This is a genomic window from Paraburkholderia sp. D15 (assembly GCF_029910215.1).
Classification (GTDB): Bacteria; Pseudomonadota; Gammaproteobacteria; order Burkholderiales; family Burkholderiaceae; genus Paraburkholderia.
Genome location: NZ_CP110395.1, coordinates 1,008,666 through 1,025,780, shown reverse-complemented (window position 1 = coordinate 1,025,780; position 17,115 = coordinate 1,008,666). Strand labels below are relative to the sequence as shown.

14 protein-coding genes are annotated in these 17,115 nt (G+C 64.8%); 4 read left to right on the top strand and 10 right to left on the bottom strand.

Annotation, left to right across the window (positions count from 1 at the left end; genetic code table 11):
• Positions 1-48 precede the first annotated feature (48 nt).
• From LFL96_RS04415 to LFL96_RS04375, 9 genes are all read right to left on the bottom strand, one after another.
• Entirely contained in the window at positions 49-1,155 is a 1,107-nt protein-coding gene (locus tag LFL96_RS04415) for a porin (RefSeq protein WP_280998447.1), read from the bottom strand.
• A 257-nt stretch (positions 1,156-1,412) separates the two neighbouring features.
• Positions 1,413-2,270 (bottom strand): sulfite exporter TauE/SafE family protein, encoded by an 858-nt coding sequence (locus tag LFL96_RS04410; RefSeq protein WP_280998445.1) that lies wholly within the window; start codon positions 2,268-2,270, stop codon positions 1,413-1,415.
• Positions 2,267-3,550, bottom strand: a complete 1,284-nt coding sequence (locus LFL96_RS04405) for an FAD/NAD(P)-binding oxidoreductase (RefSeq protein ID WP_280998443.1) — start codon at positions 3,548-3,550, stop codon at positions 2,267-2,269. The genes LFL96_RS04410 and LFL96_RS04405 overlap by 4 nt, the downstream gene beginning before the upstream one ends.
• 198 nt (positions 3,551-3,748) lie before the next feature.
• Positions 3,749-4,609, bottom strand: a complete 861-nt coding sequence (locus tag LFL96_RS04400; RefSeq protein WP_280998441.1) for an MBL fold metallo-hydrolase — start codon at positions 4,607-4,609, stop codon at positions 3,749-3,751.
• Between the two features lie 33 nt (positions 4,610-4,642).
• A complete protein-coding gene (locus tag LFL96_RS04395; RefSeq protein ID WP_280998428.1) occupies positions 4,643-6,286 on the bottom strand; it encodes an aromatic amino acid ammonia-lyase in 1,644 nt (547 codons plus the stop codon).
• Positions 6,287-6,310: 24 nt separating this feature from the next.
• Positions 6,311-7,666, bottom strand: a complete 1,356-nt coding sequence (locus LFL96_RS04390) for an MFS transporter (protein ID WP_280998426.1) — start codon at positions 7,664-7,666, stop codon at positions 6,311-6,313.
• A 4-nt stretch (positions 7,667-7,670) separates the two neighbouring features.
• Entirely contained in the window at positions 7,671-9,311 is a 1,641-nt protein-coding gene (locus LFL96_RS04385) for a urocanate hydratase (protein ID WP_280998424.1), read from the bottom strand.
• Between the two features lie 96 nt (positions 9,312-9,407).
• Positions 9,408-10,499, bottom strand: a complete 1,092-nt coding sequence (locus tag LFL96_RS04380; RefSeq protein ID WP_280998422.1) for a DUF917 domain-containing protein — start codon at positions 10,497-10,499, stop codon at positions 9,408-9,410.
• A 268-nt stretch (positions 10,500-10,767) separates the two neighbouring features.
• A complete protein-coding gene (locus LFL96_RS04375; protein ID WP_280998420.1) occupies positions 10,768-11,658 on the bottom strand; it encodes a LysR family transcriptional regulator in 891 nt (296 codons plus the stop codon).
• Between the two features lie 136 nt (positions 11,659-11,794).
• On the opposite strand from LFL96_RS04375, the gene LFL96_RS04370 reads away from it, so the two are divergent.
• On the top strand, positions 11,795-13,180 hold the full coding sequence (locus LFL96_RS04370; RefSeq protein ID WP_280998418.1) for an amidohydrolase family protein: 1,386 nt from the start codon (positions 11,795-11,797) through the stop codon (positions 13,178-13,180).
• A gap of 14 nt (positions 13,181-13,194) precedes the next feature.
• The gene (locus LFL96_RS04365) at positions 13,195-14,463 is read left to right on the top strand and encodes a Zn-dependent hydrolase (RefSeq protein WP_280998416.1); all 1,269 of its coding nucleotides are present in this window, start codon (positions 13,195-13,197) and stop codon (positions 14,461-14,463) included.
• 98 nt (positions 14,464-14,561) lie between these two features.
• On the opposite strand, the gene LFL96_RS04360 is transcribed toward LFL96_RS04365, so the two are convergent.
• Positions 14,562-15,275 (bottom strand): class I SAM-dependent methyltransferase, encoded by a 714-nt coding sequence (locus tag LFL96_RS04360; protein ID WP_280998414.1) that lies wholly within the window; start codon positions 15,273-15,275, stop codon positions 14,562-14,564.
• 168 nt (positions 15,276-15,443) lie between these two features.
• Here LFL96_RS04360 and LFL96_RS04355 point away from each other — a divergent pair, with 168 nt between their 5' ends.
• Both LFL96_RS04355 and LFL96_RS04350 read left to right on the top strand, forming a co-directional pair.
• Entirely contained in the window at positions 15,444-16,298 is an 855-nt protein-coding gene (locus LFL96_RS04355) for a helix-turn-helix transcriptional regulator (protein WP_280998412.1), read from the top strand.
• Between the two features lie 360 nt (positions 16,299-16,658).
• Complete coding sequence (locus LFL96_RS04350; RefSeq protein ID WP_280998410.1) at positions 16,659-16,907, top strand: hypothetical protein; 249 nt, start codon at positions 16,659-16,661, stop codon at positions 16,905-16,907.
• The last annotated feature ends 208 nt before the right edge of the window (positions 16,908-17,115 follow it).

The following is a 17,115-nucleotide window of genomic DNA, read 5'->3' as shown; positions in this document are numbered from 1 at the left end:
AATCGCACCACCCCACCGCACGCCGGCGTATCCGCCCGCCTTCAACGATCAGAACACGCTGCGAATGCCCAGGCGTCCCACCGCCTGCTTCTGATTCCCCGACGGATTGAAGCCGGCGATCTGCGCGACCTTGGCATCGCCCGCCGCTTTCTGGAACACGCCGAGCACGTAGACCGAGGTCCGCTTCGACAGCGCGTATTCGGCGCTCAGGTTGAACTGGTTGTACTTCGGCTGCGCGCCGGTTGCATGGTCGCTGCCCGTCGTGTACGTGTAGCCCGCGCCGATCGTGACGGCCGCCGTCGGGTTGAACAAGGTCGACAGTTCGTAGTTCTGGAACGTCGCATCATGTCCCGCGCTGCCTTGCTGGAAGTTCGTGTTGGTGAAGTCGGCGAGCACGCGCAGCGAATCCAGCACCTGATACGCGACGCCCGCGCCGAACACCTTCTGCGCACGCGCGGCGGCCAGGTAGTTGCCGTACACCGCGTTCGTGAAGCCCGGGTAGTTCTGATAGCCCTGGGTCGACACGCCCGGGTCGTTGATGTGCAGATAGCCGACGCCCGCGCTCACCGGTCCCAGCGCATAGGTCGCGCCGACGCTGAAGGTGGTGTTGTCCGAGAACTTGCCGGCGATGCCGCCCGGCGCATAGAGGCCACCGAAGGTCAGGCCGCCGAGCGTCGGGCTACGGTACTTGATCGCGTTCGAGATGGGGAAGCCGTTGTCGGTGTTGTCCATATCGTTCGGATGCGCGAAGTAATACCCGCCGATATTGCCGTTCAACGTATAGGGCTCGACGAAATCGACGATCGAATCCCACTGGCGCCCGAGCGTCAACGTGCCCACCTGCTGGCTTTGCAGACCCACATACGCATTGCGCGAAAACGCGAGGCCGCTGCCGAGGCGTCCCGAGTTCAGGTCGAAGCCGCTTTCGAGCCGGAAGATCGTCGACAGTCCGCCGCCGAGATCTTCGGTGCCGCGCACGCCCCAGCGGCTGCCGGCCGTCACGCCGGAGGCCATCTGCACCAGATGACTGCCCTGCACATTGCTGACCACGTCGACGCCGTCTTCCACGATGCCGTATAACGTGACCGAACTCTGCGCGTGCGCTGCCGACGCCGCGACCACGAGAGGAATCATCGCTGCAAGTTTCTTCTTCATATCAACGCCTGATTATTAAATGGTTGGGGATGGATAGGTATTTCTGAAATGCACTGGCAACGGCAACGGCAGACGAGCTGGCGCGACGGGGGTCGGATTTTCATCCGCCCGCTACTTTAAGCGCGACCTGCCGGAATCTCTTATTGTTATTTCGGATAACTATATTTGAATAATTCAGTTAGCCTGAAACGGGCCCTTCGATTCAGGACGTCAATCAATCAGGCTAACGGCGCTTCAGCATTCACCACGTCGCTTCGTTAAACGACAATCAGCGCGACTTTGACAATCAGGCCCACCGCGATCGCGCCGGCGATCACCGCGAAACCCTGCTGCAGTTTCGGCCCGCTCAGCCGCTTCGCGAATGCCCGGCCGATCAGCATCGCGCCCACCGCGCCCGCCGCGAAAGGCAGCGCGACCGGCCAGTCCATATGCCCCTGCCAGGCCGCCGACATCACCCCGGTCATCGACACCAGCGCAATCACGCCGAGCGACGAGGCGACGATGGACTGCATCGGCAGATCGGTCGATCGTCTGAGCGCGGGCACGATCACGAAGCCGCCGCCCACGCCGAGCAGGCCCGACAGAAAGCCCGCCGCCGCGCCCCACATGGTCAGCACGCGGGCGCAGGGCAAGGTCCAGATCAAGCGGCCGCACGTCGCATCCAGCCGGCAAGGCACGGACATGGAGGCGCTCCCTGACGAAGAGCCAGACCCGGACGCCACCGCGGCCGGCGCCGGCACGCCCGCCGCGCGCCGGTACATCTGCACCGCGACATACGCGAGCACTGCCGCGAACAGCACGGTCAGCGGCGTATTCGGCACGCGCCGCGCGACCCACAAACCGGCCGGCGTCATCAGCATGCCGGCCACGGCGATCAGCCCCGCCGCGCGATATCTGACGATCCCCGCCCGCAGTCCGAGCACGGCACCCAGCAACGCCGACGACGCGACCGCCAGCAGACCGATCGGCGCCGCTTCGATCACGGACAGCCGCAAGCCGAACATCAGCAACGGCACCGCGATGATCGCGCCGCCCGCGCCGGTCAGCGCGAGCGTGGCGCCGACGCAGGCGCCGAGCGCCGTACTCGTCAGCGTGACCAGAGGCAGCGCGCTCATGCGGACAGCTTCGCCTGATTGGCCGGTTTCGCCGGTTGCGCCGTCGAAGCCGTCAGCCATTCGCGGCCCTTCAGCAAACCGTTCCAGTAAAGCCACGGCAGAAAACTCGCCTTCAGATGCCACGCCGACGCGCGCGGCACGGTCGGATTGAGCGGGAACGTCGGCAGCAGCTTGCCGCCGTAGCCGAATTCCGCGAGCACGACCTTGCCCTTCTCGACCGTCAGCGGACACGCGCCGTAACCGTCGTAACGCGCGGGCAACGGCTTGCCGTCCAGCGACGCGAGCAGATTGTCGGCGACGACCACGATCTGCTTGCGTACCGCCGCGGCCGTTTTCGCGTTCGGCGCGGAACAGGCGTCGCCGAGCGCGAACACGTCGGGCACGCGCGGATGCGCGAGCGTCGCGTGATCGACTTCGCACCACCCGGCCTGGTCGGCCAGCACGCTTTCGCTGACCAAGGCCGGCGGCACCTGTGGCGGCACCACGTGCAGCATGTCGAAGGGTTTTTCGACCCGCGCGACGCTGCCGTTCGCATCCTTCACGGCAAAGGTCGCGACCTTGCGCGCGCCGTCGACGCTCACCAGGTTCGACCCGAACGCGAGCGACGTTCGATAACGCTCGACGTATTTCATCAACGACGGCACAAAGGCCGCGACGCCGAACAGCACGTCGCCGGCCAGATTGAACTCGACGTCGATCTGGTCGAGCACGCGCTGCGTACGCCAGTAATCGCACGACAGGTACAGCGCTTTCTGCGGCGCGCCCGCGCATTTGATCGGCATGCCCGGTTGCGTGAACAGCGCCTTGCCGCCCTTCAGTTCGCGCACGAGTTGCCACGTGTACGGCGCGAGATCGAACCGGTAGTTCGACGTCACACCGTTCCTGCCGAGCGTGGCTTCGAGCCCTTCGATCCTGTCCCACGCAAGGCGCAGCCCGGGGCAGACGATCAGCCGGCGGTAGCCGATGCTGCGTCCGTCGTCGAGCCGCACCGTGTGCTGGCCGGGCTCGATCGCGCTGGCGCTCGCCTTGATCCAGTGGGCGTGGCCGGGCATCACGGACGACATCGGCCGCACGGTGTCGTCGATATTGAACGCGCCGCCGCCCACCAGCGTCCACGCGGGCTGATAGTAGTGGCGCTCGGCCGGCTCGACGATCGCGATCCGCAGGTCCGGCCTGCGGCGCAACAGACTCGCCGTCACGCCGATGCCGGCCGCGCCGCCGCCGATCACCACTACGTCGAACGTTTCCGTGTTACCCGGCGCCGCTGCATTCGTGCTCATTGCTTTCCTTTTTTTGCTTCCCGATGAGTGATGGATGTCGATCCGTGAAGGCGTTGCGAAACGTCATGCACCGCCGCGCCTTTTCATGCCGCTCTGCTTAAACCCACCTAAGCCCGCTTGAGCCCGCTTGAGCCCGCTTCGATCCGCTTCAAGCCGCTTCAAGCCGCTTCAAGCCGCTTAACCCCGCTTCAAGCCACGTCAAAACGCGTCGAGCGGCAGCTTCAGATAACGCACGCCGTTCCCCTCGGCCGCCGGCAACACGCCCGCGCGGATATTCAGCTGGATCGAAGGGATGATCAGCGCCGGCTGACCGAGCGTCGCATCGCGCGCCGTGCGCATCGCGACGAACTGCTCCAGCGTCACGCCGTCGCGTACGTGGATGTTCGCCGCGCGCTGCTCGGCGACCGTGGCCTCCCAACGCGTCTCGCGGCCTTCGGGCGGATAGTCGTGGCACGCGAACAGCCGCGTCCGCGGCGGCAGGCTCAGCAGCTTGCCGATCGACTCGTACAGCTTGCGCGCATCGCCGCCCGGAAAATCGCAGCGCGCGGTGCCGACGTCGGGCATGAACAAGGTGTCGCCCATGAACGCCATGCCGTCGAACACATACGCGACGTCGGCCGGCGTGTGGCCCGGCACGTGCATCACGCGGCCTTCGAACGCGCCGACCCGAAAGGTTTCCCCGTCGACGAACAGATGATCGAACGGCGCGGGCCCCGCCTGCGCGGACGGATCGAGATTGAAGATCCGCTCGAACACCGTCTGCACCGCGCCGATATGTTCGCCGATCGCGATCTTCCCGCCGAGCTTGCCGCGCAGATACGCCGCCGCCGAGATGTGATCCGCATGCGCATGCGTTTCCAGCAACCATTCCACCTGGAGCCGATGCTCGGTGACGAAGCGGATCACCCGGTCCGCCGAGCGGGTCGACAGACGGCCAGCATGCGGTTCGTAGTCGAGCACCGCGTCGACGACCGCGCACGGCGAACCGTCGGTTTCGTACACCACGTACGTCATGGTGGACGTCCGTGGATCGTGAAAGGCTTCAACGCATGGCTTCATACTGAGCTCCGGATAAGTGACTCGTCGCGGGTCTCAGCCGGGGTAGTTATGCAGCAGAGCTGATGCTGCACGGAAATCCGGTGTGAGCGGCCGGTCCTGATCGAGGTACGCGACCTTCCCGCGCAGGGCAGTATAGAGACCCGCGGTGGCCGGCGAAAGGGTGAAGTCCGGTTGCTGCTGCTTGCGCAGGTCGATCGCCTGCCCCGCGTGGATCAGTTCGATGCCGAGCAGCGTAAAGCTGTTGTCGATCTGCTGCTGCACCCGCTCGACGACGCGCGGCGCATTGGTGGCGATGTCCTCGATATCGCCGGCCACCGGCAGATAGTCCATCGAGACCGGCATCGCGAGCTCCTTGTTCGCCTCGGCGAGCGCGACCGGCGGCTTCTCCATCGCGCCGAACGCGTGCACGGTCTGCGGGGTGCCGAGGAAACGCGACAGACCGCTGCGCGCCGGGTCGTTCAGCTTCATGATGCGTTGCGCCGACGCCAGCGAGTTGTGGCCGAGCACGAGGCCGAGCTGTTCGAACGACAGCACCCACGGCAGCGGCTCGAAGTTGGCGCTCGGCAGTACCGCGCCCGTTACGCCATTCGCATCGACATAGCCGCGGCGATCCTGCCAGCGCGCGGAATGCGCCTTCACGCCGACGGCGACGCCGGGGTTATCGTCGGACGAGTTCAACTGGATGTTCAGCAGGGCCTGCGCCGATGCATACGCGCGCTGTTCCTCGCCCAGCAGATAGACGCCGTCGCGGTAGCTCAGCGGGTCCTGCAGCGCGCGTTTGTCGTCGCGGTTCCAGATGCTGCTGCCGGCCAGCAGGTTGCGCAGATCGTCGCCCGCACGCACGGTCGCGGGGAACGGTCGCAAGGCGAGCGTGTCCTGCAGGAACGGCGACACGTTGCCGTTGAAGGCCTGCAGACTCAGCGCGTAGACCAGCTTCGACACCTTCATCAGCCGGCCCATGTCGTTCAGCGCCAGCGCCGCCATCCCCGCCGAATACGCGTTCGAACTCAGGATCGCGAGCGCGTCCTTGCCATACGGCTTGATCGGCTTGATGCCGGCGGCATCGAGCGCCTGCGCGGCGGGCATCTTGCGGCCCTGGTAGTAGACCTCGCCTTCGCCGAGCATCGCGAGGCCGACGTGACTGAGAATCGTGATGTCCGCTTCGCCCAGCGAACCGTCCGACGGCATGGCCGGCGTCACACCGCGATTCAGGAACTGCACGTACGTATCGACGATGCTGGTCTGCACGCCCGCGCCGCCGTCGAGCATCGCGTTCAGGCGCGCGGCCATCGCGGCGCGCGCGGTGCGCACGTCCATGTCGGGACCGACGCTGCCCGAGTGCGCGTGAATCAGGCCGACGTTGAAGCGCCCGGACGCGTCGATGATCTCCTGCGTCAGCTTGCCTTTCGCATCGACCATCGAACGGTCCTTGTTTTCGCCGACGCCGGTGGTCAGCCCGTAAATCTGCTGACCGGATTGCGCGGCCTCCAGCAGCACGGCGTGCGCGGCTTCGACACGTTTCATCGCGGCCGGCGCGATGCTGACGGCTTCACCGTCGGCAATACCGGCGATGATCGCGGGCGTCGCGGAGCGACCGTCGAGCACGACATCGGCAAATGAAAGCGGCGCGTGAATCAGCGTGGCTACGATGAGCGCGTAGCGGATGGGTCGCAACATGATCTGGAATCCTCGTTGATTTGATTACTTGAAGTTGGGCTTTGAAGGCAGACAGGCGATGGAAATCAGCGCGACGACGCTGGCGGCCATCACGTACCAGGCCGGCGCGAACGCATTCCCCGTGCGCTCGGTCAACCACGTCAGGATCGCGGGGGCGAAGCCGCCGAAAATCGTCACCGCCGCGTTATACGAAAGCGACATGCCGGTGGAACGCACGCGGGTCGGAAAGAGCTCGGACAACGCGGACGGCGCGACGCCGGTGAAGAGCGCGACCATCACGCAGAACGCCACCTGCACGACGATCAGCGCGGCGAGCGTATGCACGGCCTGCAACCACGCGAGCAGCGGATAGACGCCCACCAGCATCAGCGCGGCGCCCCACGTCAGCACGAGCCGCCGGCCGAAGCGGTCGGACAGCGCGCCGGCATACACGCAGGCGAGCGCCATGAAGCAGTTGCCGATCAGCGCGGCGAGAAACGCGTCGTGGCCCTCGAAATGCAGCGTGCGCTGCACGTAGATCGGCATGAAGATGATCAGCACGTACACGCACACGGCCCACAGAATCGAGAAGCCGAAGCCGGCCGCGAGCGCTTTCGGATAGTCGCGGACCACCTGCAGCAACGGCGTCTTCGCCGCCTGCTCCACGCGATGCTGCCGGTCCAGTTCCGCTTCGAACTGCGGCGTTTCGTGCAGCGTCTTGCGCAGCCACAAACCGACCGGCGCGATCGCGAGTCCGAGAATGAACGGCACGCGCCAGCCCCATTCGCCGATCTGCTCGCGGCTCAGCAGCAGCGTGACGGCGGTGGCGATCAGCGCGCCGAGAATGTTCGAGATCGCCATGCTCGCCTGCAGCCAGGACGCGTACTTGCCTTTCTTCTCCGGCGGCGCATGTTCGATCAGGAAGGCCGCCGCGCCGCCCACTTCGCCGCCCGCGGAAAAGCCCTGCAGCATGCGTCCGCAGACGATCAGCAAGGGCGCGCCGAAACCGATCGCGGTGTACGGCGGCGCGAACGCGATGATCGCGGTGCCGAGCGCCATCACGAGAATCGTGACGGTCAGCGCGGCCTTGCGGCCCGCGCGGTCGCCGTACACGCCGAGCACCAGCGCGCCGAGCGGACGCACGACGAAACCGAGCCCGAAGGCCAGAAACGCCTCCAGCAGTTCGGCGGCGGCGTCGCCGCGACTGAAGAAGTTCTGCGCGATGTACACCGCGAAGAACGCGTACACCGAAAAGTCGTACCACTCCAGCGCATTGCCGATGGAGGCCGCCAGCACCGCGCGGCGTCCGGTCTTCAGGGTGCCGGACGCGAGCGGATCGGCCGCCGCCAGCGCGGTGGCGTGACCCGTGGCGTGACCCGGGACAGGGCTCGTATTGGACATGGGATCAGATCCGGATATGAGGCAAGGATTGGCGTTCGGCTTCGTCGAGCGCCTCGGGATAGCCCGCGTCGGCGTAGCGCAGCACGCCCATCGAGGTGTCGTTGGTCATCGACAGTTGCAGGCGTTCGTCGGCGGCCGCGCTGCCGTCCGCGACCACCGTCACGCCCGCGCTCGTCATGTAGCCGCTGTAGCCGCCGCCGCCCGAATGGATCGCGACCAGATCCGCCATCGACGAGCAGTTGACCATCGCGTTGAGCAGCGGCCAGTCGGCGATCGCGTCGGAGCCGTCGCGCAGGTTCTCGGTCATGATGTTCGGATGCGCCATCGCGCCGGCGTCGAGGTGATCGCGCGTGAACGCGACCGGACCGCTCAGCACGCCGTCGCGCACCATGCGATTGACCGCGAGCGCGAGCGCCGTGCGTTCGCCGTGACCCAGCCACGCGATGCGCGCCGGCAAGCCCTCGAACGGCACGTACTGGCGCGCGAGGCGAATCCAGTTGGCGACGATCGCGTTGTCCGCGAAATGTTCGAGAAGATGGTCGTCGATCTTGCGGATGTCGTCGGCGTCGTTCGACAACGCGATCCAGCGGAACGGCCCGATCGCGCGGCAGAACAGCGGGCGCAGAAACGCTTCCGTGAAAATCGGGATCTCGAATGCACGCGCCACGCCGCCCTCTTTCGCATGCGTGCGGATCAGGTTGCCGTTGTCGAACACGATCGCACCGCGGTCCTTGAAGCCGAGCATCGCGTTCACGTGCTGCACGATCGACGCGCGGCTCGCGTTCATCAATGCGGGGATGTCGGTCGAGCGCAACGCGCGGACTTCGTCGAGCGTGTGACCCTGCGGCACGTAGCCGTAGACGAGATCGTGCGCGGCGGTCTGGTCGGTGACGATGTCCGGAATCACGCCGCGCGCGAGAATCGCCGGATAGATGTCGGCGGCATTGCCGAGCAGACCGACCGACAGCGGCTCGCGTCTCGCCTGGGCGTCGCGGATCAGCGCGAGCGCGTCGTCGAGATCGCGTGCCTGCTTTTCCAGAAAGCCGATCTTCAGACGCTTGTCGATCCGTTCCTGATCGATCTCCACCGTCAGGATCGCCGCGCCCGCCATGCGGCCGGCGAGCGGCTGCGCGCCGCCCATGCCGCCCATGCCCGCGGTCAGAATGAAACGCCCGCGCAGATCGTTGTCGAAGTGGCGCTCGGCGATCCGCGAGAAGATTTCATACGTGCCCTGAATCACGCCTTGCGAGCCGATGTACTGCCAGTCGCCCGCGGTGAGGCCGCCCCAGCAGATCAGGTTCTTCTGTTCGAGGTCGTAGAAGTTCTCGGCCTTCGCCCACTGGCCGATCAGATTGCAGTTCGCCATGATCACCAGCGGCGCACGGGCGTGCGTGCGCAGCAGGCCGATCGGCTTGCCCGATTGCACGACCAGCGTCTGGTCCTCGGTCATGGTCTTCAGCGCGTGGACGATCGCATCGTGCGACGGCCAGTCGCGCGCGGCGCGGCCGAGCGCGGCGTAGACGATCAGTTGGGCCGGGTCTTCGCCCACGGCCAGGACGTTTTCCAGCAGGCGCAGCAGCGCTTCCTGGCGCCAGCCTTTGCAGCGCAGCGTCGTGCCGGAGGTGACGGTGAATTCGCGTTTCATGTGTGGGGTGTTCCTTGGGGTCTGCGTGATGGGTCGTTCGCTCGACGCTCAGTCGGGTGGTTCGCCCGACGCTCAGCCGGGTGGCTCGCCCGGCGCTCAGTCGGCGAGCGCATAACCGGCGAGGCCGATCCCCAGCGCCTTCTCGACCGGCGGATACACCGCCGGATCGCGCACCGACGACGACAGCGGCAAATGCGCCTTATGCACGTGCAGCACCAGGATCTCCATGCCCTCCTGGAGATTGCCGGCGCTGACCGGCCGCCCCTGCGCGTCGAGCGTGGTGATCACGTCGGGATAGCTGGCGATGCGCGCGCCGTGCGCGTCGTCCACCGCCATGTGCTCGTTCATCACGTGAATCAGGCGGCGTTGCGCGCCCGAGCCGATTTCGACCACGCCGACATCGAACGCCTCGTCGGTGTACTTCAGCGTGTTGCGCACCACCTTGCCACTGCCGATGATCTCGCCCTGCGTGGCCTTGCAGATCGCGTCGACGACCGCGGCCGGTCCCTTCGCCTCGGCCGCGATGATCGCTTCGCCGAGCGCGAGCGCGCGGCTGATGCCGCCCAGCGCCGCATGCTCGCGCACATAGCGGGCGCGCACCGGGTTCCGGCAACTGGCGATGAAACCGCCCGACATGTCCGACGCCTTGCGCAGCACCGGCGACACCTTCGCGGTCGCGCCGCGCACCACCAGTTCCATATAGGCGTTGCGGGCGCGGTTGCCGCCGGCGGCGGCCTGGATCATCGGTAGCGGGCTGGAGGCGAGGCCGAGCGAGCCCATGTCGCCGGTCGGATGGGCGCGGATGTCGCCGACCGCATCCACGACTTTGGTGCCGAGCAGCGCCGACGGCAGCCAGCCGTTCAGCGTGCTCGACATGCCGTTCTGGCCGATGATCAAGCCCGCGATCGGCGCACCGAGCGCGTCCTGCACGAGCTGCACGGCCTTCACGTAGTCCGCGCCGAGCATTTCCCATTCGGTGAGACCGCCCGGCGCGCCGATCGCGGCGGCGGTGGCGACCCAGGCGTCGTCGGCGAGTTCGTCGATCGAGACCAGCTCCGGTCGGCCGATCGTCACCGCGAGCGTGCCGAGTTCACGGCCGTGCTCGGCCCAACCGCCGCCGCCGCAGGCGAATACCGATCCGCCCTTGACTGCCGCTTCGACGTCCTTCGAGTTCAGGATGCGTCCCATGTCTTTCCCCTCCGTTCATTGACAGGTGCTCGACGTTGCGTGTGCGCCGCGATGTGTTGCGTTCTGCTTTGCGGACGTTTCGTCGATCGATTGGGGATGAGTCTAGGGAACCAATTTTTTAACGCGTTATTGCTTTTTTATGGCGAATGCATAACGCGAGGTTAAGGGACGGGTAAACGAGAATGCGCTCGAATGCGCTCGAACGAACGCGAACACGTGCGACGCGGCGCCCACGGCACGGCGTGAGCGTCCGCGAAAAACAGGCGGATCAGAGCTCGGCGTGCAGGCTTTCGAGCGTGGCGATGAACGCCTGCGCGGTGCGCGACAACGGTTCGAGCGTCGCGTGAATCACGCTGACCGGCGCCGCGATGGCCGGCTCGACCGGCCGCACGACCATGTTCGACCACGCCGGGCCGCCGATCGTCAATTCGTCGATCAGCGCGACGCCGACGCCCGCCTGCACCAGCGCGCAAGCCACGTGCGCCTGCTGGACCTCGGTCTTGATGCGCAGCGTGCAGTCGGCGTCGGTGAACAGCTTGCGCACCAGTTGCCCGAACGGAATATCGCTGCCGTAGCCGATGAAGGGCTGATCGACGAGGTCGCTCACGTGCAGCGTGTCGCGCGCCGCGAGCGGATGACCGACCGGCAGCGCGGCGACGATGCGGTTCTCGTGGATCGGCCGGATCTGCACGTTCGGATGCGTCTCCTGCATGAACGCGATCCCCACGTCGACCTGCTGCGTCAGCACCGCCTGCAGCAGGATGTTCGGCAGCAGCGTGTGCAGGATGATGCGCACGTCCGGAAAGCGCTCGTAGAACAACGCGATCGCGCGTGGAATCAACGACTGCCCGAGGTTCGGACTGCACGCGATGCGCAGATGCCCCATGCGGTTTTCGATCAGATCGTCGGCGACCTCGTTGACGCGCTGCACGCCCTGATAGACCACGTTCACCTCGGTGAACAGACGGCGCGCTTCCGGCGTCGGATAAAGCCGTCCCTTGATGCGCTCGAACAGCGAGAGGCCGAGCCGTTGTTCCGTGTAGGAGATGAGCCGCGATACCGCGGGCTGGGACACGTGCAGAAGCTTGGCCGCGCCGCTGATGGACCCCGTCAGCATGATGGCGCGGAACACTTCGATTTGCCGCAGATTGAGTCGCAAACGATTAACCTGATGTTATGTGGACCGGATAAATAAGCATAAGACATTTTGGGACGCCACTGCCTACACTTGCCCGCAATTCTGGTGAAAGCGAAGCGCGAACGCGCGGAAACGGAGACACGATGAGGGAGGCGAGATGAGCGATTTCGATCTGGTGGTGCGCGGCAATATCGTCGATGCGGAGCGCGTCGTGACGGATGGCTGGCTGGCGGTGCGCGACGGCCGCATCGCGTTGCGCGGCGACGGCGCGGCGCCGTCCGCGAAGGAGTCGATCGATGCGCGCGGGCAATGGGTGATGCCGGGCGTGATCGACGGCCAGGTGCATTCGGGCAGTCAGGCGAATCAGGAAGGGCTGGGGCATGCGTCGCGCGCGGCAGCCGCGGGCGGCGTCACCGTGATGGTCGACATGCCGTACGACGATCCCGAACCGGTGGCCTCGCGTGCGCAGCTCGATGCGAAGATCGCCGAGGTGGAGCGCGATTGTCACGTCGACGTCGCGCTGTTCGGCACGCTGAACGACAAGCACGGCTTGCAGGCCGCGGCCGGCCTGATCGACGGCGGCGTGTGCGCGTTCAAGTTCTCGACCTTCGAAGCGACGCCCGGACGCTTTCCGCGCGTCGAGGAAGACGACCTGTACGAAGCGTTCCGGTTGATCGCGCCGTCCGGTCTCGTGTGCGGCGTGCACAACCAGATGCAGGACCTCACGCGCAAGAACGTCACGCGCATGATCGACGCGGGCGATACCGGCTGGGATGCGTTTCTACGCGCGCATACGCCGCTGATCGAAAATCTCGCGACCGCGTTGATCTACGAGATCGGCGCCGAAACCGGCGCGCGCGCGCATGCGGTGCATGTGTCGACCTCGCGCGGTTTCGAGTTGTGCGCGATGTACCGCAACGCGGGGCATCAGACGAGCATCGAGACCTGCGTGCAGTATCTGATGCTCAATCACGAAGAACACACGAAGCGCTTCGGCGCGAAAACCAAGCACTATCCGCCGATCCGCCCGAAGGCCGAGACCGAGTTGCTGTGGAGTCATATCGCGAACGATGCGTGTACCTTCGTCTCGTCCGATCACGTGAGCTGGGGACTCGAACGCAAGGGCAATCCTAACGTGTTCCGCAATGCTTCGGGCGGCCCGGGACTGGAGACGCTGCTGCCCGCGTTCTGGACCGGTTGCGAGAACCACGGCATTGCGCCGACCATGGTCGCGAAGCAACTCGCGCGCAATCCGGCGCGTCACTTTTTGCTGCACGATCGCAAGGGCACCTTCGACACCGGCGCCGAAGCCGACTTCGTGATCCTCACGCCGGAGCGCTATGCGTTCGATCCGTCGCGCAGTCTCGCCGCCGTGCAGTGGAGTTCGTTCGAAGGGATGGAGTTCAGCGTGCGCGTCGCGGCGACTTATTGCCGTGGGCAGCAGGTGTTCGACGGCGCGCGCGTCGTCAATCGCGCGGGCGACGGACGCTTTCTGCGCCCCGCTTCCTTTAACCGTGCCGGCACGATGCCGGCTGTCTCGTGAGCGAATCCGCCGCCATGTCCCAAGATTCTTTTCCGCCGATCAACGCCGAGCGCCTGAATGCCCGCGTCGAACGACTCAGCCAGTTCACGCGAGCCGACGTGCCGTGGACGCGTCGCGCGTTTTCGCCCTTGTTCGAGGAAGCGCGCGCGTGGTTGCGCGGCGAATTCGAGGCCGCGGGCCTGACCGTGTCGCAGGATGCCGGCGGCAATCTGATCGGCCGGCGCGAAGGCTCGGGGCGCGCGAGCAAGCCGATCATCACCGGGTCGCATTGCGATACGGTGGTGGGCGGCGGACGCTTCGACGGCATCATCGGCGTGCTGGCCGGCATCGAGGTCGCGCACACGTTGAACGAGCAAGGCGTGATGCTGAATCATCCGTTCGAGGTGATCGATTTTCTGTCGGAGGAGCCGAGCGATTACGGGATTTCCTGCGTCGGCAGCCGTGCATTTTCTGGCGTACTGGACGCGGGCATGCTCGCGTCGACCAACGCCGAGGGCGAAACCTTGCGCGACGCGTTGCGGCGCATCGGCGGCGATCCGGATGCGTTGACGCGGCCGCTGCGCGAGCCGGGCAGTACGGCGGCGTTCGTCGAGCTGCATATCGAGCAGGGGCCGGTGCTGGAGACGAAGGGTCTGCCGATCGGCGTGGTGACGAATATCGTCGGCATCCGCCGCGTGTTGATCACGGTGACGGGACAGCCGGATCATGCCGGGACGACGCCGATGGATATTCGTCGCGATGCGCTGGTCGGGGCGGCGCGCGTGATCGATCGCGTGTACCGGATGGCCTCCGCGATGAATGGTCAGCCGCACTATGTGGTCGCAACGATCGGCCGCCTCGCGATGACGCCGAACGTGCCGAACGCGGTGCCGGGGCATGTCGAATTGATGCTCGAAGTGCGCAGCGATAGCGATGCGGTGCTCGACCGGTTCCCTGAAGACGTGATGCGGAGCGTCGCGGAAGATCTGGCGGTGTTGCGCCTGAGTGCTTCCGCCGCGCACGTGAGTCGCGCGAAGCCGACCGACTGCCAGCCGGTGGTGATGGATGCGGTGGAACGCGCGGCGCGCGAGCTGGGTTACGCGAGCATGCGGCTGCCTAGCGGCGCGGGACACGATGGCGTGTATGTGGCGGCGACCGGGCCGATCGGGATGATCTTCATTCCCTGTTTGAATGGGCGCAGTCATTGCCCCGAAGAGTGGATCGAGCCGCAGCAACTGGTGGATGGGACGCGGGTTTTGTATCGGACGATTTGTGGGTTGGATGGGGGGTTGGAGACTGCGTGACGGTTTCCTCCATGCGACAAGAAGCCCGCCTGCGCGGGCTTTTTTTCGTCACTACCGGCAACCGCATTCAAAGCGCGGTCTCCTTGCGATTTCCAATATCAGCAGGTCCGGACGCTCAACTCATTCCCGCGACCCTCATTGATCGCGAGCGGCTGCGAACGATAGCCGTTGGCCGGATCGCGAACATAGGCGAGATATTCATTGCCGCGATCGATCGCGTTTTCCGCCAGGATCGCGGCGCCGGCCTTCAACCGCGGCTCGATCAGTTTCAGCACGGGCAGATAGAGACTGAACGCGCCGTCGAGCAGCACCATATCCACGTCGCCGTCGATTCCGGCCAGCGTCTCGCGTGCATCGCCTTCGCGGATATCGACCAGATCGGCCAGACCCGCTGACTGCAGGTTGGCTCGCGCACGCGCAGCCTTCGATGGTTCGAGTTCGGTGCCGATCAACTCGCCGCCGCCCATGTCGCGAAGCGCGGCGGCCAGGTAGATCGTGGAGATGCCCATCGAGGTTCCGAATTCGACGATCCGCGTCGCTCCACGCATGCGCGCGCACTGGTACAGGAAGCGGCCATATTCCGGCGTCACGTTGAGGAAATTGTCCGCGTAGCCGCGGTAGAAGCCGCGGATATCGCGGGCCTCCTCGGCGATGTGTTCGGCGTACACGTCTTCGAGCGATTGCGGCGTCGGGCCCGCCTGGTCATTGCCGCTGGTGAACTGCTCCATCAACGGACGGTCGGCCTCTTCGGCCTGCCTGAACAGACGCGCGAGCGTATCGACTACACGTCCATTGCTTAAGGAATCGGTCATGCGTTGTGCTCCAGATGACTCGGCCATGGGGAATTCCATCGGCCGTCGTGACGCCATCGTAGGCAACGAATGCGTTGGCCACATTGGCAAACCTCGCCATTGAATGTGCAATTCATGCCAAACTCGCCGCGTGTCCCCGGTTCCCCCGGTTCCTTTTCTCAGCGCGCCATGCCCCTATTGAACGACTACGCCCATCCGCCCGAATGGATGGATCCTGATCTGGTGCCGCGTCCGCTGGTGACGTTCGGCGCGGCCGGCATCGCGGTGGACGATATCGCCGCCGAGCACGCGGCGAACTACGCGCATGGCCGCAAGGAATTGGGCTTTCACCGGCATCGCAAGGGAGAACTGGTGCTGGCGCTGCATGGCATCCTCACCTGCGAGGTCGAAGGCGGGTTGTGGGTCGTGCCGCCGCAAAGCGCGCTGTGGATACCTTGCGACGTCGAGCACAAGGTCACGGCGACGGGCACGATCGAATGCTATATCGCGTTCGTCACCGCCGAGGCCGCATCGACGTTGCCGCCGCAATGCTGCGCCGTTACCGCGTCGCCGTTATTGCGGGAGTTGCTGATTCGCGCGGCAGGTTTTCCGCTGCTATATCCCGAAGGCGGGTTGGAAACGCACCTGGCCACCTTGCTGATGGACGAACTGGCAACCGCGAAAATCGGCGATCTGCATCTGCCGATGCCGACCGATCGGCGGCTGCGCAAAATCGCCGACATGCTGATGGAAGATCCCACCGCGCCCGGCACGATGCAGACGTGGGCGCGCAAAGTCGGCTTGAGCGAACGCACGCTGGCCCGCTTGCTCACGCAGCAAACCGGGATGAGCTTCGGTCGATGGCGGCAGCAGTTACAGGTCATGCTGGCGGTCACATGGCTGGGCAGCGGCGCTTCGGTTCAGCAGGTTGCGGACAGACTGGGTTACGAGAGCACCGGGAGTTTCGTGACGATGTTCCGCAAGGCACTGGGGACGACACCGGGGCGGTATATGGCGCAGCGAAGCGGGACGGCGGCAAGGTGAATGGAATAAGCCGGCGTAAAAATGCAGAACGGTTCGCGCCGAAGAGAACATTTACGCTCGATTAGCATAACCGCCATTTTAACCACACGAGTCGGCGTGAGTTTTTAATCCATCAGGCATGATTAATCGGATTGAATAATTTACTGCATATTTTTATGCCCAGGTCATATTTGCCGCACAATTTTGTTTACTTGCAAAATGCAGTGGTCCATTATTGTTTTGCCACGACGATCCTTTCTATTAATTCTGGATTTTCTGGCAACACGCTGAATGGGGCAACGCCTTCCAGTTGCACATTGCAAACGCCATCTCACCCAATAAATCACTGCCTATGTGAGAGGCCTTTCCGAGGAAAAAACGATGAGCGCAAATCCCTTTGCAGGTCAATGGATTGACGGCAACAACACCAAGATCACGATCACCGGTAACTGGGACGTCGTCTCGGTTCAATACGCCGGCGGCCGTGGTCCGTTTCAAGGCTATAGCCTGAACGTGGCAGCCCCGGTTCTGAGCGTCAACTTCACCGACGATCAACCGCCCAAAGCCGGCGTTCTGACGACCGACGGCAAGCTGCTGTGGTCGAACAATACGGTTTGGCATCGCGGCTGATATTTCACTTTATCAGTGAATTTTTCATAAGCATTTTATATTGATGATTTTATGATGGCATGTGCGGCCACAGCGGATTTTTTGACGTTATGCTGTGGCCGATTTTTAATACACTTAAAACCACATCACCTACTATTCTTTAATTTAACGAATAGTTTCTCGATTTTCCGCCGAATCCAGGATCCGTCCACATCGCGCCGTCCTCCAC